The organism is Streptomyces sp. NPDC028991, assembly GCF_055564775.1.
The window spans coordinates 210015-224216 of record NZ_JBVHVP010000008.1; the positions used below are offsets into that span (position 1 = coordinate 210015).

The 14202-nt window shown below is 76.6% G+C and carries 11 protein-coding genes; 5 read left to right on the forward strand and 6 right to left on the reverse strand.

The features are described 5' to 3' along the window. The first annotated feature begins 164 nt into the window (after positions 1-164). Complete coding sequence (locus ACZ4V1_RS19005; RefSeq protein WP_468337051.1) at positions 165-953, forward strand: S1 family peptidase; 789 nt, start codon at positions 165-167, stop codon at positions 951-953. 103 nt (positions 954-1056) lie between these two features. Here ACZ4V1_RS19005 and ACZ4V1_RS19010 read toward each other — a convergent pair whose 3' ends face one another. Next, complete coding sequence (locus ACZ4V1_RS19010; protein ID WP_468337054.1) at positions 1057-2166, reverse strand: winged helix DNA-binding domain-containing protein; 1110 nt, start codon at positions 2164-2166, stop codon at positions 1057-1059. Positions 2167-2289: 123 nt separating this feature from the next. Further along, on the reverse strand, positions 2290-6081 hold the full coding sequence (locus ACZ4V1_RS19015) for an nSTAND1 domain-containing NTPase (protein ID WP_468337056.1): 3792 nt from the start codon (positions 6079-6081) through the stop codon (positions 2290-2292). 340 nt (positions 6082-6421) lie between these two features. Here ACZ4V1_RS19015 and ACZ4V1_RS19020 point away from each other — a divergent pair, with 340 nt between their 5' ends. Genes ACZ4V1_RS19020 through ACZ4V1_RS19035 form a run of 4 tightly spaced genes read left to right on the forward strand, consistent with a single transcriptional unit; the run spans position 6422 to position 9584 of the window. Beyond that, complete coding sequence (locus tag ACZ4V1_RS19020; RefSeq protein ID WP_468337058.1) at positions 6422-6793, forward strand: hypothetical protein; 372 nt, start codon at positions 6422-6424, stop codon at positions 6791-6793. Beyond that, positions 6790-8241: a tetratricopeptide repeat protein gene (locus ACZ4V1_RS19025; protein ID WP_468337060.1), complete on the forward strand. Its 1452-nt coding sequence runs from the start codon at positions 6790-6792 to the stop codon at positions 8239-8241. The genes ACZ4V1_RS19020 and ACZ4V1_RS19025 overlap by 4 nt, the downstream gene beginning before the upstream one ends. Before the next feature lie 43 nt (positions 8242-8284). Further along, on the forward strand, positions 8285-9217 hold the full coding sequence (locus ACZ4V1_RS19030) for a polysaccharide pyruvyl transferase family protein (protein WP_468337062.1): 933 nt from the start codon (positions 8285-8287) through the stop codon (positions 9215-9217). A 58-nt stretch (positions 9218-9275) separates the two neighbouring features. After that, positions 9276-9584 carry a DUF3040 domain-containing protein gene (locus ACZ4V1_RS19035; protein ID WP_468337065.1) on the forward strand — a complete coding sequence of 103 codons (309 nt, stop codon included), beginning with the start codon at positions 9276-9278 and terminating at the stop codon, positions 9582-9584. Positions 9585-9769: 185 nt separating this feature from the next. On the opposite strand, the gene ACZ4V1_RS19040 is transcribed toward ACZ4V1_RS19035, so the two are convergent. From ACZ4V1_RS19040 to rfaE2, 4 genes are all read right to left on the reverse strand, one after another. Further along, positions 9770-10666 (reverse strand): glycosyltransferase family 2 protein, encoded by an 897-nt coding sequence (locus ACZ4V1_RS19040; protein WP_468337068.1) that lies wholly within the window; start codon positions 10664-10666, stop codon positions 9770-9772. Continuing rightward, a complete protein-coding gene (locus tag ACZ4V1_RS19045) occupies positions 10663-11634 on the reverse strand; it encodes a glycosyltransferase family 2 protein (RefSeq protein ID WP_468337071.1) in 972 nt (323 codons plus the stop codon). The genes ACZ4V1_RS19040 and ACZ4V1_RS19045 overlap by 4 nt, the downstream gene beginning before the upstream one ends. Beyond that, positions 11631-12686 (reverse strand): glycosyltransferase family 9 protein, encoded by a 1056-nt coding sequence (locus ACZ4V1_RS19050; RefSeq protein WP_468337328.1) that lies wholly within the window; start codon positions 12684-12686, stop codon positions 11631-11633. Before ACZ4V1_RS19050 ends, ACZ4V1_RS19045 begins: the two co-directional genes overlap by 4 nt. 143 nt (positions 12687-12829) lie before the next feature. Further along, on the reverse strand, positions 12830-14200 hold the full coding sequence (gene rfaE2, locus ACZ4V1_RS19055) for a D-glycero-beta-D-manno-heptose 1-phosphate adenylyltransferase (RefSeq protein ID WP_468337074.1): 1371 nt from the start codon (positions 14198-14200) through the stop codon (positions 12830-12832). Positions 14201-14202: the final 2 nt, after the last annotated feature.

Below are 14202 nucleotides of genomic sequence, written 5' to 3' on the forward strand. Positions count from 1 at the left end.
CCTGCCCGGCTCCGCCTAGGGGCTTCCCTCATTGGGCGGTCCGTACCGCCGGTTCTAGCGTGAGCACGTGCCGCTCGCCCGGGCATACGGGGGTCTGTCCCGAGACCCCCGTGCGACCCCCCACGCCCGTGCGACCCCCCACCGGCAACCCCTTGAGGAGACTCATGTTCGGGCTCACCCGCGCCAGATCGGCCGCCGCCGCCCTGGCCACCGCCGGCGCCGTCGCCACCGCGCTGCTCGCCGCTCCCTCCGCCGTCGCCGTACCGCAGCCGGTCGTCGGCGGTTCGACCACCACGACGAGCGCCTATCCGTTCGTCATGCAGATCACGGACGCCTCGCAGAACCAGTTCTGCGGCGGCACCCTGGTCAGTCCCACCAAGGTCGTCACCGCCGCCCACTGCCTGGTCGGCGAGACCACCCGCAGCGTGCGGGTGGTCGGCGGACGCACCTACCTCGACGGCTCCAACGGTACGGTCGCCCGGGTCGGCAGGATCTGGATCCACCCGGACTACACCCGCGCCACCGGCGGCGACGACGTGGCCGTACTGACCCTGTCGACGTCGATGCCGTACACCCCGGCGAAGTACGTCTCCTCCTCGGACACCTCCGTCTACGCGGCCGGCACCACCGCCCGCGTCCTCGGCTGGGGCACCACCCGGGAGAACGGCAGCTCCTCCAACCAGCTGCGGACCGCGACCGTTCCGGTCGTGTCGGACACGGACTGCCGCGGTTCCTACGGCTCCGACTTCGTGGCGAGCGACATGGTGTGCGCCGGATACACGTCCGGCGGCGTGGACACCTGCCAGGGCGACAGCGGCGGACCCCTGCTCGTCGGGGGCGTCCTGGCCGGTGTCACCTCCTGGGGCGAGGGCTGCGCCCGGGCCGGCTACCCCGGGGTCTACTCCCGGCTGACCACGTTCTCCGGTCTGGTGACCGCGCAGGTCACCTCGTAGCCCCGCGCCGGTGGCCCCTCCTGATCTCCTGAGTATCCCTCAGGTGTGAGACCGGGGGGCGTTGCGAGCCTCCACGAGCGGCCCGCAACGCCCCCTTTCCACGTCAGCCGCGTACCGTCCCGAAACGGATGCCGTACGCGGCTTCCGGGTGCATCGTCCCCAGCATCCGCTCCCCCTCGGCCACCACCTCGTCGCGGCTCGTCCCCGTGAGGCGGCCGAAGGGCTCGACGACGAGCGCGTCGTCGTCGAGCCTCCACAGCCCGGCCACGAAGCCGTCGACGAGGAGGACGCGGTGGGCCTGGTTCTTCTTCCAGGTGCGGCCCTTGTAGGCGGGCGGGACGACGCGGGCGCGGTCGGCGTGCGAGAGGAGCAGGTTGTCGAACTCGGGCAGGAAGCGCGGCGGGGCCGGTGTGTCCGGGTCGGGGCGGGGCGCGTCCGGGAGGTCGAACAGCTCGGTGCCGTCCTCGCTCCGGAAGGTGACGAGCCGGGGGCGGAGCCGTTCGAAGGCGTCCCGCAGGCGGGTCAGCCCCGCCCAGGTCTGCATGTCCCTGACGGAGGCGGGACCGAAGGCGGCGAGGTAGCGCAGCACGGTGTCGTCCGGTGCCGGCGCGGGCAGCGCGGGGCGGCCGAGCCAGTGCTCGGCGGTGGTGAGCGTGACCTGGCCGCTCCTGCCCCACAGTCCGCGCGGCGTCACCTGCACGAGCGGGAGCCGGCAGCGGGCGGCGACGGACAGCGCCTGCGGGTCGGCGTCGGGCCACTCGGCGAGGAGGGCCTCGCGCAGCTCCCCCATGGTGCGCGGCGCGGCCTCGACCAGTTCGCGGGCGAGGACGGCGAGGCGGTCCAGGTCGACCCCCACCAGGCCCCCGCGGAAGCCGCCCAGCTCCCTGTCCCGGGCGGCCTGCACCAGCGGTCGCAGGGTCAGGCAGTCGTCGGCGGTGTGGGTGTGGATGGTCGAGCGCATGGTGACGAGGCGGGCCACCCGGCGGTCGGCCATGGGCCCGGCCAGGTCGTCGGGCATGAAGCCGTCGAGGCGGGCGGCGAGCGCGTAGTACGGGGGCTTCACGTTCTGCGCCTGGAGCCCGACGAGGTGGGCGACCGCGGCCTCGGCGGACATCGGCGCACGGCGCAGCAGCAACTGCCGGTCCAGGGTGGCGCGGTTGAGGGCGCGGGTACCGAGGACGGGGGCCGTCGTCGTTCGTGCCTTGGTCGTCATGGTGTGCACGGTAGCGGGGGTCGCGGACAGGTTCCGCCCGCGAGCCCGCCCGGACACGGCGAACGCCGCGCCGGGGTGAGTCACGCCCGGCCGCCCCCTGCGCGGTGCCGGCCGGGGGCCGCGCTACCCGCAGGTGGGCCGGTAGGCGAGCTGCGGCAGGAGTTCGTGCCAGGCGGCGGGGGTGAGGTCGCCGCCGGTACGGGCGCAGACGTGACGGACCGTCCGTTCCGTGTCGAGCGTCCAGAGCCGGGCCGTGAGGTCGATGCCCGCGGAGGCGAGGGTGCCGCCGTCGGAGCTGAAGGCGACCGAGGTGACCGTCTCCAGGTGGCCGGTGAGTGCGTCGCCGTAGGGCTCGGCACGGTCGGGGGCCGTGACGTCCCACAGGCGTACCTCGTGGTCCTCGGCGCCGCTCGCGAGGGTGCGGCCGTCCGGGGCGAAGGCCACGGAGGTGACACCGCCGCGGTGCCCGGTCAGTTCCTCGCCCAGGGGGCGGACCCGGACGGGGTCCGTGACGTCCCACAGCCGTACGGCCCGGTCCCGGCCGCCGGTGGCCAGGGTGTGGCCTTCCGGGGCGAACGCCACCGAGTTGACCCAGTCCCCGTGGGCGGTGAGGGGCTCGCCCACCGGACGGGCCCGGTCGCGGTCGCTCACGTCCCACAGCCGGGCCGTCTTGTCCTGGCTGCCGGTGGCGAGGGTGCCGCCGTCCGGCGCGAAGGCCACGGAGGTGATCCAGTCCGTGTGGGCGACCAGGGGCTCGCCGGCCGGCCGTACGCCGTCCGGGCCGCCCGCGTCCCACAGCCGGACCCTGCCGTCCGCGCCGCCGGTGGCGAGGGTGCGGCCGTCCGGGGCGAAGGCGACGGCGAGGACGCCGCCCGGGTGCGCGTCCCGGAGAATCCCGGCGGGGGCGGGGCGGGCCGGTTCGGAGACGTCCCACAGCCGTACGGTGCCGTCCTCCGCGCCGGAGGCGACCGTGCGGCCGTCGGGGGCGAAGGCCACGGCCAGTACGGGGGCCTCGTGGCCGGTGAGGTGGCGCGGCAGCGGGACCGGGTGCCCCGGCCGGCGGACGTCCCAGAGGCGGATCAGGGCGTCGTCGGTGCTGGCGGCGGCGAACAGGCCGCCGTTCGGGCCGAACGCCACGGAGGTGAGCGGGTTGGTGAAGTCGGTGAGGACGGTCTCCGGCAGGTGCCAGAGGCGGACGCCGCGGTCGGCGCCGGTGGTGGCCAGGGTGCGGCCGTCCGGGGCGAAGGCCAGGTCCCACAGGCCCTCCGTGTGGCCGGTCAGCGGCTCGCCGATCTGCTGCGGGTACTCGGGGTTGGCCACGTTCCACAGGATCACGACGTCGTCCTGCCCCGCCGTGGCCAGCGTGTGCCCGTCCGGGCCGAACTCCACGCCCCACACCGCGGCGGAGTGCGCGGTGAGCGGATCCCCCAGTGGGCGTGGGGCGCCCGGGCCGGACACGTCCCACAGGCGCACGGTCTCGTCGTAGCCGGCGGTGGCCAGGGTGCCGCCGTCCGGGGAGAACGCGACCGACCAGACGGCCTCCTCGTGTGCGCGCCGGGGTTCGCCGAGCGGGGTCATCCCGTCGGCGCCGTCGAGTCTCCACAGGCGTACGGCGCCGGTGTGGCCGGCCGTGGCCAGGGTGCGGCCGTCCGGGGCGAAGGCGACGTCGCGGACGCTGCGGGCGTCGGCGCGGGCCGGTTCGCCGAGCGGTTCGGGTCGGGCCGGGTCGCCCACGTCCCACAGGCGGACGGTGCCGTCGTCGCCCGCGGTGGCGAGGGTGCCGCCGTCGGGGGCGAAGGCGACGGCGACGACGGATTCGCCTTCGTGGCTCACCAGGGGCCGGCCCTCGGGCCGCGGCCGCTCGCGGTCGCGTACGTCCCACAGCCGGATGGCTCCGTCGTGCCCGGCCGCCGCCAGCAGGGCGCCGTCGGGTGAGTAGGCCACCGCGCCCACCGGTCCGCCGTCGAGGCTCAGCGGCTCGCCGAGCTGTCCGCCGGAGCCCGGTCCCGCCGTGTCCCACAGCCGTACGGTGCCGTCGTGGCCGCCGCTGGCGAGGGTGCGGCCGTCGGGGGCGAACGCCACGGCGCTGCCGATGTCCTCGTGCCCGGCCAGCCTGCTGGACAGTACCCGGCCCGCGTCCGTGGTGAGCCGGGTCCGCAGTTCGGGGGTGGCGCGCATGCCGAGGGCGGCGACGTCGAGCCGGGCGGTCAGCGCGGTGTTGGTGCCGCGCAGCCGGTCGGCTTCCGCGGTGATCCGGCCGAAGACGGCGTCGTCCCGCTCGGCCTGCGCGCCGGCCCGTGCCCTCAGGGCGGCGACGGCGGTGCCCGTGGCGACCAGCACCAGTAGCACGAGAGCGGCCGACAGGCCGCGCCGCAGCCGTACCGCGCGACGTCGCCGGTGGTTCGAGGCGGCCAGGAACTCGCGTTCTGCCGGGGTGAGTTCCGCGCTCCGGTGGTCCTGCGGGAAGGCGTCGTGGGCGGCGGCCAGGCGCGAGCCGGCGTAGAGCGCGGCGCTCTCCCGGCCGAGGGCCAGCCAGGTGCGGGCCGCTTCGGACAGCGCCCGGTGGACGCGCAGCCGGTCGCGTTCGGTGTCGATCCAGCCGCGCAGCCTCGGCCAGGCCGTGATGAGGGCCTCGTGGGCCAGTTCGACCGTGCCGTCGTCGAAGGTGAGCAGCCGGGCCCGGACCAGCCGGTCCAGCACGGCACGGGTGCCGTCGGGGTCGCCGAGGTCGAGTTCCGCGTGCTCGGCGGGCCGCCGGGTGTCGGGGGTGCCGTCGCCCGGGGCGACGAGCCGCAGCAGGATGCGGCGGGCCAGGTCGGCCTGGGGCGCCGTGAGTTCGCCGTACGTCTCCTCGGCGGTGCGGACTACGGCGCCGCGCAGACCGCCGGCCGCCTCGTAGGCGGACTCGGTCAGGGACCGGCCGGTGCGGTGCCGCCAGGTCTCCAGCAGCGCGTGCGACATCAGCGGCAGTCCGCCCGGCGCGTCCTCGACCTCGTCGAGCAGCCGCGCGGTCAGGGCGCGTTCGACGACCAGTCCGGCCGCGGCGGCGGGCCGTACGACGGCTTCCCTCAGCTCCTCGCGGCACATCGGGCCGACGAGCAGGGTCGCCTCCTGCAACGCCGCCGTGAGCGCGGGGTGTTCGGCGCACCGCCCCAGGAAGTCGGCGCGGACGGCGATCACCACCCGCAGTGGGCTGCCGGGGCCGGTCGCGGCGAGCAGCCGGCCGACGAAGGCGTCGCGCTCGGCCGGGTCGGCGCAGAGGGTGTACAGCTCCTCGAACTGGTCGACGACCAGCCAGGTGTCCGCGTCCGTGTCCGGCACGGGGGCCAGCCGGTCCGCGTGGCTGCGCAGGGGGTGGGCGCCGGGGGTGAGGATGCGTACCGCCGCGGGGGGCCGGGGGGCGTCCGCGTCGGTTCCCGGCTCGCGCAGGCGCGGGATCAGGCCGGCCCGCAGCAGGGAGGACTTGCCGCTGCCGGAGGGGCCGAAGACGGCGGTGAAGCGGTGCCGGCGGGTCAGTTCGGTCAGCCGGTCGACCAGCCGGTCGCGCCCGAAGAACAGAGCGGCGTCGTCCGGTTCGTACCGCGTCAGGCCCCGGTACGGCGGTCGCGTGTCCTCGTCGGCGGCCGCGAGGGCGACGGCCGCCGCGCTCGTCTCCCGCCAGCGGCGCTCCCACTCCGCCACGTCGCCGCCGCAGACGTCCACGTAGGCGAGGGTCACCGCGAGCGTGGGCAGCTGTCGGCCGGCCGCCGCCTGCGACAGGGCGGTGACCGAGAACGGGACCTTCTGCGCCATCGTCCGGTACGTCGGCCGCCCCACCGACTCGCGCAGGGCGCGGAGTTCCGCGGCGAACCGCTGCACCGGTCCGGCCCCCGGGTCGAGCCGTCGTTCCCGGCGTCCCACTCCGCGTCCGCTCACGTATCCCCGCCCGCCCGTTGCCGCTTGTCGCTCTCGGTTTCCGTCCGGGTGCCCACGGTAGGGAGCCGCCGGACGGGGCGGCAATCGCACAGGTGTTCATCGACGGGTGGCACACGGGGAGTTCACGGCGCCTTCACGCGGGTTCCGCACCCTCCCGCGGCGATTCCGGCCGTGCCGCATTGTTCAGTTCCGGGTCCGGGCTGCTGAACAACGGTCCGGCGCGGTGGAATCGGTGGCCGGGGGAGTGCGGGGCGGCGCGAACACCGTGTCCGTCTCGGTCGCGCCACCCCGCGCCCACTTCGCCCCGCTCCAGGGAAAGGCACATGAGGGAAGTGATCCGATGACCACCCACGCGACCCGCCGGCCGCGGAGTGTGACGCTGGCGGTGGTGCTGTTGATCCTCGGGACGTTCATGGCGGGGACGACGGCGGCCGGCCCGCACGGGGCGCCGACGCCGACGCTCCTGCTGGTGGCGGCCTGCTTCTGGTTCGCGGTCCGGGCCGGCCGCGGGCGACGGGTCGCCCGGACCACGGTGACGTGTCTGACCGGACTGGTCCTCGTCGTCGTGTCGCCGTTCGCGCTCGACGATCCGCTGTACGGCGGCACCACTCTGGCGCTCGCCGCGGTCCTCGTGGTCGCGGGCCTGGCCCTGCTGTACCTGCCGGCCGCCGAGGCGTACGTCCGTGCCCGCAGCGAGGAGGCCGGAACATGACCCAACCGCCTTACGACGAGCCCGGGTCCCCCGAGTCCGGGGCTCCCAAGCCGGAACCCCGGCCGCCCGCGCCGTCCCGGGAGCCCCGGGCACCTCGCGAGCCCGATCCGCTCGCCGTCGCCGTCGGCAACGCCTCGCTGCTGGGGGCGGGGTACCTGATTTTGGGGCGGCGGGGGCTGTTCTGGGGCGCCGCGATGGTCACCGGGTCGCTGGTGTGGCTGACGGTCTCGAGGGCCGAGACCTGGTGCGAGCTGGTCCTGCTGCTGTGGTGGGCCGCGGTCGTCGCGCACGGATGGCGGCTGGCGCGGCGGAACCCGGCGGCGGGCGCCCGGCGCGGACAGCGGGTGCTCGCGCTCGCCCTCACCCTTCCGGTGCTGGTGACCGCCGGGTGGCTGCGCTTCGACGCCCACGGGATCGAGGACGCCGTCGACGAGGCCCGCGAGGACGGGGACTGCGTGGGCGTGGTGGCCGCCCAGGACCGGGTGGGCTTCGGCCACCGGCTGGCCGCCGCCCCGGTGGCCGCCCGCGGCGACACGGTGGTCGAGGCGTGCGAGCGCCTGGACACGGCGTCCGGCTATCTGAGCGGCGGGCTGACCGGCGATCTGGACATGCTGAAAACCGGCTTCGGGCGGCTCGGCACGGTTCTCGGGGAGCCCGGCAACGAGCGGACGGTCGAGGCGACCCTGAACCACTTCCTCGACGACCTGCCCACCGAGGACGGCTGCCGGACCGTACGGATCGCGGACTGGCTGCGGGACCGCGGGACCGGGCCGAAGGACCTGGCCGGCCCCTCCTCCGCCACCGCGGCCCGGATAGCCCCCGGGGCCCTGGTGGAGTGCGGTGACGCCCTCATGGCCGACGAGGAGTGGGCGAACGCGCGCGACCGCTACCGGCGGCTGCTCGACGAGCACCCCGGGGACGACCGCGCGAAGGCGGCCCGCGAGGGGATCAGGAAGGCGGGTCTGGCCATCGAACTGGACCACGTCCGGGAGCTGGTGACGGCGACGAACGGCATGAGCACCGGTTACTGCCGCACGCCGGCGAAGTACTCGCAGGCCCCCGCCTACCGCAAGGGCACGAACCGCGCCCTGTTCGTGGGCGACGGCGAGTACACGGACAAGCTGCCGGACGGATGGCATGCCTCCGACGCGGCCAAGGCGGCGCTCGTGGTGTGCGTGGGCCCGGCGGGCATGGGCGACACCGTCGAGACCTGCCAGTACCGGGACGACGACGAACGCATCCGCAGCGTCACGTTCCGCAAGGTCGAGGTCCGGGTGAAGGCCTACGCGCTGCGGACCGGGAAGCTCGTGACCGACCGCAAGCTGCAGATCAGCGGCTCCAGCTGCCCGTACTTCATCTCGTACTACGGCAGTCCGCCGTCGCAGAAGTCGGTCACGCCGTCGGACTCCGACGTGCGCAACGCCTTCGATTCGGTGGTCGAGCGCTGACCGCGGGCCCGCCGGTGATTGCCGGGCCGCCGTCGGGGCACCCATGGGCACTGTGCACGGACGAGACAAGACCCTGGTGACCGGCTGGTTCAGCTTCCTGCACGGGGAGGCGACCGCTGGGGACGTGCTGGCGCTGCGGCGGGTGGAGGAGGTGCTGCGGGGCGCGGGGCTCGCGTACGACGTCGTGTGGAGCCCCGGGTTCCGGGCGGACGCGCCGCACCTCGCGGACGTGGACCCGGCGGCGTACTCCCGGCTGGTCTTCGTGTGCGGGCCGGTGCACGGGCCGCAGGTCGAGGAGCTGCACCGGCGGTTCGCGCACTGCGTGCGGATCGCCGTCGGCGTCTCCGTCGTCGACCCCGCCTCCCCGGCCGTCACCGGCTTCCACGAGGTGCTGGCCCGGGACGCCGCCGGTGCCGTGCCGACGCCGGACCTCGCGGCCCGCGCACCCGCGTTGCCCGCCCGGCCGGTCGTCGGGGTGGTCCTCACCCACGGGCAGCACGAGTACGGGGATCAGCGGCGGCACGAGGAGGTCGCCGCCGGGCTGACGCGCTGGCTGGCCGGCAAGGACTGCGCCCGGCTGGAACTGGAGACGCGGCTCGACGCGCACGACTGGCGGCTGTGCGGCACCCCGGCCCAGCTGGAGGCGGTGCTGGCCCGGCTGGACCTGGTCGTCACCGACCGGCTGCACGGGCTGGTCCTGGCGCTGCGGGCCGGGACGCCGGCGCTGGCGGTGGACCCGGTCGCGGGCGGTGCGAAGGTGACGGCACAGGCCCGGGCCTGCGGCTGGCCGGCGCTGGTGGGCGCCGAACGGCTGGCAAAGGGCGTGCTCGAGCACTGGTGGGACTGGTGCCTGACCGGCGGGCGGGACGAGGCCCGGCGGATCGGTGCCGGGTTCCGGGCGGCGGACGCGGCCGCGGACACCGCGGACGGTCTCGTGGCGGCGCTGGAGCGGCCGGGGCCGCGGCCGGCCGGTTAGCTCGCCGGCCGCGCGGGCACTCGGCGGCCCGTCGGTCCGCCCCCCGGGAGGAGACATCGTGAGCATCGGCCGACTCCCCGAGCACGAGCAGCGCGTACTCGACGAGATCGAACGGGAGCTGCGCCGCGACCGGCGCCTGGACCGGCGCCTGCGCACCCTGCGGCCCGGCCGCCGCCCCGGCGTCGACCGCCTGGCGGCGTACCGCCCGCGCCCCCTGACCGTCCTCCTGATGCTCGCCCTGTCGGTCGCTTTGCTGGTCGCCGGCATCGTCACGTCCGCACCCGGCGTGATCTGTGCCTTCGCCGCGGCGTGGCCGGTGACGCTGTTCGCGGTGTTCCGGCTGCTGTGCCGGTGGACGGAGGGTTAGGCGGCGACGGAGGGGCAGGCGGCGACGGAGGGGCAGGGGTTCCGTGGATCTCGCCGGGGCCGCTCCGCCTGACAGCCCGGCGAGCGGTCCCGCCCTTTTCCTCCCGCCCCTTTCCGCCCTCCCCGGCCGGCCCCGCGTCCCCTCGGCGCGGGGCCGGCCCGTGTGCGCCCCCGTGGTGGCGGGCGTCAGCCCGTGTAGCTGCGGGCGGTCGAGTCGCGCTGGGCGGGTTCCAGTGAGCGCAGGCGGGCCTCGACCTCCGGCGGCAGCACCCGGCGTTCGCGCAGCACCCACGGCAGGGCGGCCGTCGCCTCGGCGAAGGCGCGCAGGGACGCGGCGTCGCGCGGGACCGTGCGGGCCAGGTGGAGGGTGCGGCGCAGGGCCGGGCCGGCCGGCCGGCGCAGCCAGGTGAACCACAGGGTGTTGCGGATGCCGTGCGCCCGCCGCAGCGTGGAGTCCCGCACCCGCGAGGGGTAGTGATGGATCGTCAGGTCGTCGGCGTACGTCAGCCACCAGCCGTTGGCCGCCAGGTCGGCGGCGAGCAGCTCTTCCTCGCCGCCCAGCCACAGCCGGGGGTGGAAGCCGCCCGCGGCCCGGAAGGCGTCGGTGCGCAGCACGGTCGCGGCGGCCAGGAAGGACCCGAGGGCCGGTCCCGGGAGCCAGTCCGGGCGGGGCACGGGTGAGTCGCGCAGTTCCTCGACGATCGGGTCCTCGGTGCCGTCGGGTTCGACGAGGATGCGGGCGGTGACCGAGCCGACCGCCGGGTGCCGGTCGAGCAGGTCGGCGGCTCCGGACAGGGAGCCCGGGGCCCACCAGGAGTCGTCGTCGCAGAAGGCGACGTAGGGCGTGCGGACCTGACGGACGGCCAGGTTGCGGCCGACGGCGCCGAGGTTGCGGCCGGGGCGCAGGAGCCGTACGTCCGGGTGGTGGCGGGCGACGGCGGACGCCGTGCCGTCGGTGGAGGCGTTGTCGGTGACGATCACCGGCGGCTTCTCGGGGAGTTCGGCGAGGCGGTCCAGGGTGCGCAGGAGTTCGGGGCACCGGTTGTGCGTGATGACGACGACGGTGGTCCGGGTGTCGCTCATGAGGCCACTCCGTCGGCTCCGTCGGCTCCGTCGGCTCCGTCGGCTCCGTCGGCTCCGTCGAGGAGCCTCGCGGCGCGCTCCACGTGCGGGGGCAGCGGCCTGCGGGCGCGCAGCGCGGCGGGCAGGCGGGTGAGCGTCTCGCGCAGGGCGCGCCGGGCGTCCGGGTCGCGGCGGGCGTCGGCGGCGAGGGCGCGGGTGCGGGCGAGCGCGTGCGGGAGGGGGCGGCGCAGCCAGGCGGTGAGCAGTGCGTTGCGGCGTACGACGGCCGCGCGGTCGGTACGGGGGCCGGGGTCCGGGTGGTGGTGGGCGACCACGTCGGGGCAGTGCGTGACGCCCCAGCCGCGGGCGGCCAGGTCGTAGGCGAGGAGGGTCTCCTCCGCGCCGAAGAACAGCAGGGGGTGGTAGCCGCCCGCGTCGAGGTAGGCCGTGCGGCGGGCGACGGCGGCGCAGCCGAGGAAGCCGAGCACCTGGGTGCCGGGCAGGTCGGTGGCCGGGCCGAGGGGGGAGGCGGCGAGCAGGTCGTTGAGGGGGTCCGCGGCGTCGGCGGGGCCGACGAGGGTACGGGCGGAGAGCAGGCCGAGCCGGGGGTGCTCGTCGAAGTGCCGGGCGGCGGCGGAGAGGGCGCCGGGGGCCCACCAGGAGTCGTCGTCGCTGAACGCCACGTACGGGGTGTCGAGGGCCCGTACGCCGTGGGTCCGGGCGAGGGCGCCGCGGTTGAAGGGCAGGGAGACCACGCGCACCCGCGGGAAGTCGCGGGCCAGCATGGCGCGGGTGTCGTCGGTGGAGGCGTTGTCGACGACGAGGACCTCGGGCCGTTCGGGCAGGGCGAGCAGGTGCCGCACGGTGACGGCGAGGCGCGCGGAGCGGTTCCGGGTGGCGATGACGATGCCGACGGGAGCGGGCTTGACGGGGCCGGCGTGGGACCGCTCGCGGGTGGTCGACGGGCCGTGGTCGGTGGCGCGGTTCATGGTGCCTCTTCCAGGGCGTCCAGGACGTCGAGTGCGGCCAGGACGTCGTCGGTGGTGATCCTCAGCAGCGCGGGGTCGGTCTCGTGGCCGTGCGGGTCGCCGTGGTCGCCGTCCGGGCCCGGGTGCCACAGGGCTCGGTGCCGGGGGTGGTCCGGCGGGCCCCAGCGGCTGGGCGGGACCGGACCGAAGAGGGTGACGGAGGGCGTGGCGTGGGCGACGGCCAGGTGTGCGATGCCGGTGTCGCCGCTGAGGACGGCGCGGGCGTCGGCCACCAGGGCGGAGAGCCGGTCGTAGGGCAGGCCGCCGCCGAACACGTCCGTGTCGGGCAGGTGGGCCAGTTTCGCCAGCCGCGCCACCAGGTCCGCCTCGTCCGCTCCCCCGGTGACGACGACCCGGCGCCCCTGGGCGCGCAGCGCTTCCGCCACGGCCGCGTACCTTTCCACGGGCCAGCAGCGGGAGGGGGCGCCGGCGCCGGGGTGCAGGACGACGGCGCCGGGGGCGGGGGACGGCGCGTCCGGACGCGGCAGCCGCAGGTCGGCGGGGTCGGCGTCGATGCCGTACGCCCGCAGCAGCCGGCACCACCGGTCGCGTTCGTGCTCCTCGGCGTACCAGGGCGGGCCGTCCACCTCGGGCGTCTCCGGGTGCGCGAACGCCAGCAGCTTCAGCGGGCCGAGGCCCGTCAGCAGGCGGTGACTGGGCGGTCCGTTGCCGTGCAGGTCGACGGCGACGTCGGGGGGCGGTCCGGTCCAGTCGAGGGTGCGCGGGACGGCACGGCCGGGCCCGGCGGCGGGCAGCAGCCGGTCCACGGCGCCGGTCGCCGCGACGACGGGCGCCAGTTCGGCAGGGGTGGCCAGCACCAGTTCGTGCCCGGGGTACGCACGGCGCAGCGCGCGCAGCGCGGGCACCCCGGCCAGCAGGTCGCCGAGTCCGAGGGCTCGCAGGACGAGCACGCGGGGCCGCGCGCCGCCACCGGCTCCGTGCTCCCCCGTACCGCTGCCCGGCACCGCGTCCGGGGCGGCGTACGCCAGGCCGGCGTCGGGCGGGTGCGCCATCCCGGGGGACGGCGGATGCACGGGATCGCCCGTCACGGGACCGCCGGCCGAGGCCGGGGACGTGGGGCCGTTCGCCGGGTCGTCACCGGTGGGCGGCGGTGGGGACGGGGCTCGGCCGCGTGGTGTGGCCGGGGTGTCGTGGCTCATCGCACCCCCTCCGCGGCGCGGGCCATCAGGGCCGTCGAGGAGCGGCCGTCCAGGTAGGGCAGCAGGACCGCCTGGCCGCCCCACTCCTGGAGGAGCGCGGCCTCGGGGAGGTCCGCGCCGGCGTAGTCGCCGCCCTTGACCCAGACGTCGGGGCGCAGGTCGCCGAGGAGGCGTTCGGGGGTGTCCTCGTCGAAGACCGCGACCGCGTCGACGCAGGCCAGGGCGCGCAGGACGCGGACGCGGTCGGCGAGGGGGTTGACGGGGCGGCCGTCGCCCTTGCGGCGCTGGACGGAGGCGTCGGAGTTGACGCAGACGACCAGGCAGTCGCCGAGCCGCCGGGCGGCCTGGAGGAGGCCGACGTGTCCGGCGTGCAGCAGGTCGAAGCAGCCGCCCGCGGCGACCACCGTGCCGTGCTGGGCGCGGATGCGGGCGGCCAGGGCGTGCGGGTCGTCGGTGTCGGGTGACGTGGCCGGGGCCGGGCCGGCGTCGGCGGGGGGCAGGGCGCCCGCGCCGCCCGCGGCGACGAACGCCGTCGCGGCGGCCACCGCCCCCTCGACGGCCTCCCCCACCAGCGCCCCGTCCGCGAGCAGCCCGGCGGCGGTGGCGGCGAAGCGGTCCCCCGCGCCACAGGAGTCGCCGTGGTGGGCGGCGGGCGCGGGGACGAGCAGGGGGTGTTCTCCGTAGGAGAGGAGGGCGCCGCGGGAGCCGAGGGTCACCGTCACCGCGGCCACCCGCCAGTCCCGTACGAGGGCCGCGGCGTCGAGCGCGGCGGCGCGCAGGCCCCCGGCCGGGTGGCCGTCGCGCGGTCCGAAGCCGTGTGCCTCCTGCTCGGCGGGTGTCACCAGCCGGGTGCCGGGGACCGGCGGGCCCCCGCGCGGGTGCGGGTCCCAGACCAGCGGCGGGCGTGCGGTCAGTACGTCCCGCAGGGCGTCCGCCGTGCCGCGGCCGTAGTCGGAGACCAGGACGGCCCGGGCGGAGCGCAGCGCGGCGCGGGCCTCGTCGGTGGCCTCGCGGGCCCGGCCGCCGCCGCGGTCGAGGCGGACGACGGGGCGGTCCTGCGCCAGGACGCGGGTCTTCTCGGGCAGTGTTCCGCTCAAGGGGAGGGGGACCAGGGTCAGCCAGGGGGCGAGGAGTTCGCGCAGGGCCAGGCTGGCCGGGTCGTCGCCCGCGCCCGTGATCAGCGTGACCTCGCGGCCGTCGCGGGCGGCGAGATACGCGGCGAGCGCGGCGCCACCGGGACGGACGCGCTCGGCGCACTCCGACACGACCGGCACCGGCGCGTCGGGCGCCAGCCGGTCGGCGGAGCCGGTCAGGTCGCGGTCGAGCAGGGCGTCGCCGACCACGACCAGGGGGGTCCTGTCAGCCATGC

Excerpts from the sequence above, each read along its gene's own strand:
- ACZ4V1_RS19030 (WP_468337062.1), top strand. The coding sequence starts at position 8,285 with ATGGGCACTGTGCACGGACGAGACAAGACCCTGGTGACCGGCTGGTTC.
- rfaE2 (WP_468337074.1), bottom strand. The coding sequence starts at position 14,200 with ATGGCTGACAGGACCCCCCTGGTCGTGGTCGGCGACGCCCTGCTCGAC.
- ACZ4V1_RS19010 (WP_468337054.1), bottom strand. The coding sequence starts at position 2,166 with ATGACGACCAAGGCACGAACGACGACGGCCCCCGTCCTCGGTACCCGC.
- ACZ4V1_RS19050 (WP_468337328.1), bottom strand. The coding sequence starts at position 12,686 with ATGGCGCACCCGCCCGACGCCGGCCTGGCGTACGCCGCCCCGGACGCG.
- ACZ4V1_RS19025 (WP_468337060.1), top strand. The coding sequence starts at position 6,790 with ATGACCCAACCGCCTTACGACGAGCCCGGGTCCCCCGAGTCCGGGGCT.
- ACZ4V1_RS19040 (WP_468337068.1), bottom strand. The coding sequence starts at position 10,666 with ATGAGCGACACCCGGACCACCGTCGTCGTCATCACGCACAACCGGTGC.
- ACZ4V1_RS19045 (WP_468337071.1), bottom strand. The coding sequence starts at position 11,634 with ATGAACCGCGCCACCGACCACGGCCCGTCGACCACCCGCGAGCGGTCC.
- ACZ4V1_RS19005 (WP_468337051.1), top strand. The coding sequence starts at position 165 with ATGTTCGGGCTCACCCGCGCCAGATCGGCCGCCGCCGCCCTGGCCACC.
- ACZ4V1_RS19020 (WP_468337058.1), top strand. The coding sequence starts at position 6,422 with ATGACCACCCACGCGACCCGCCGGCCGCGGAGTGTGACGCTGGCGGTG.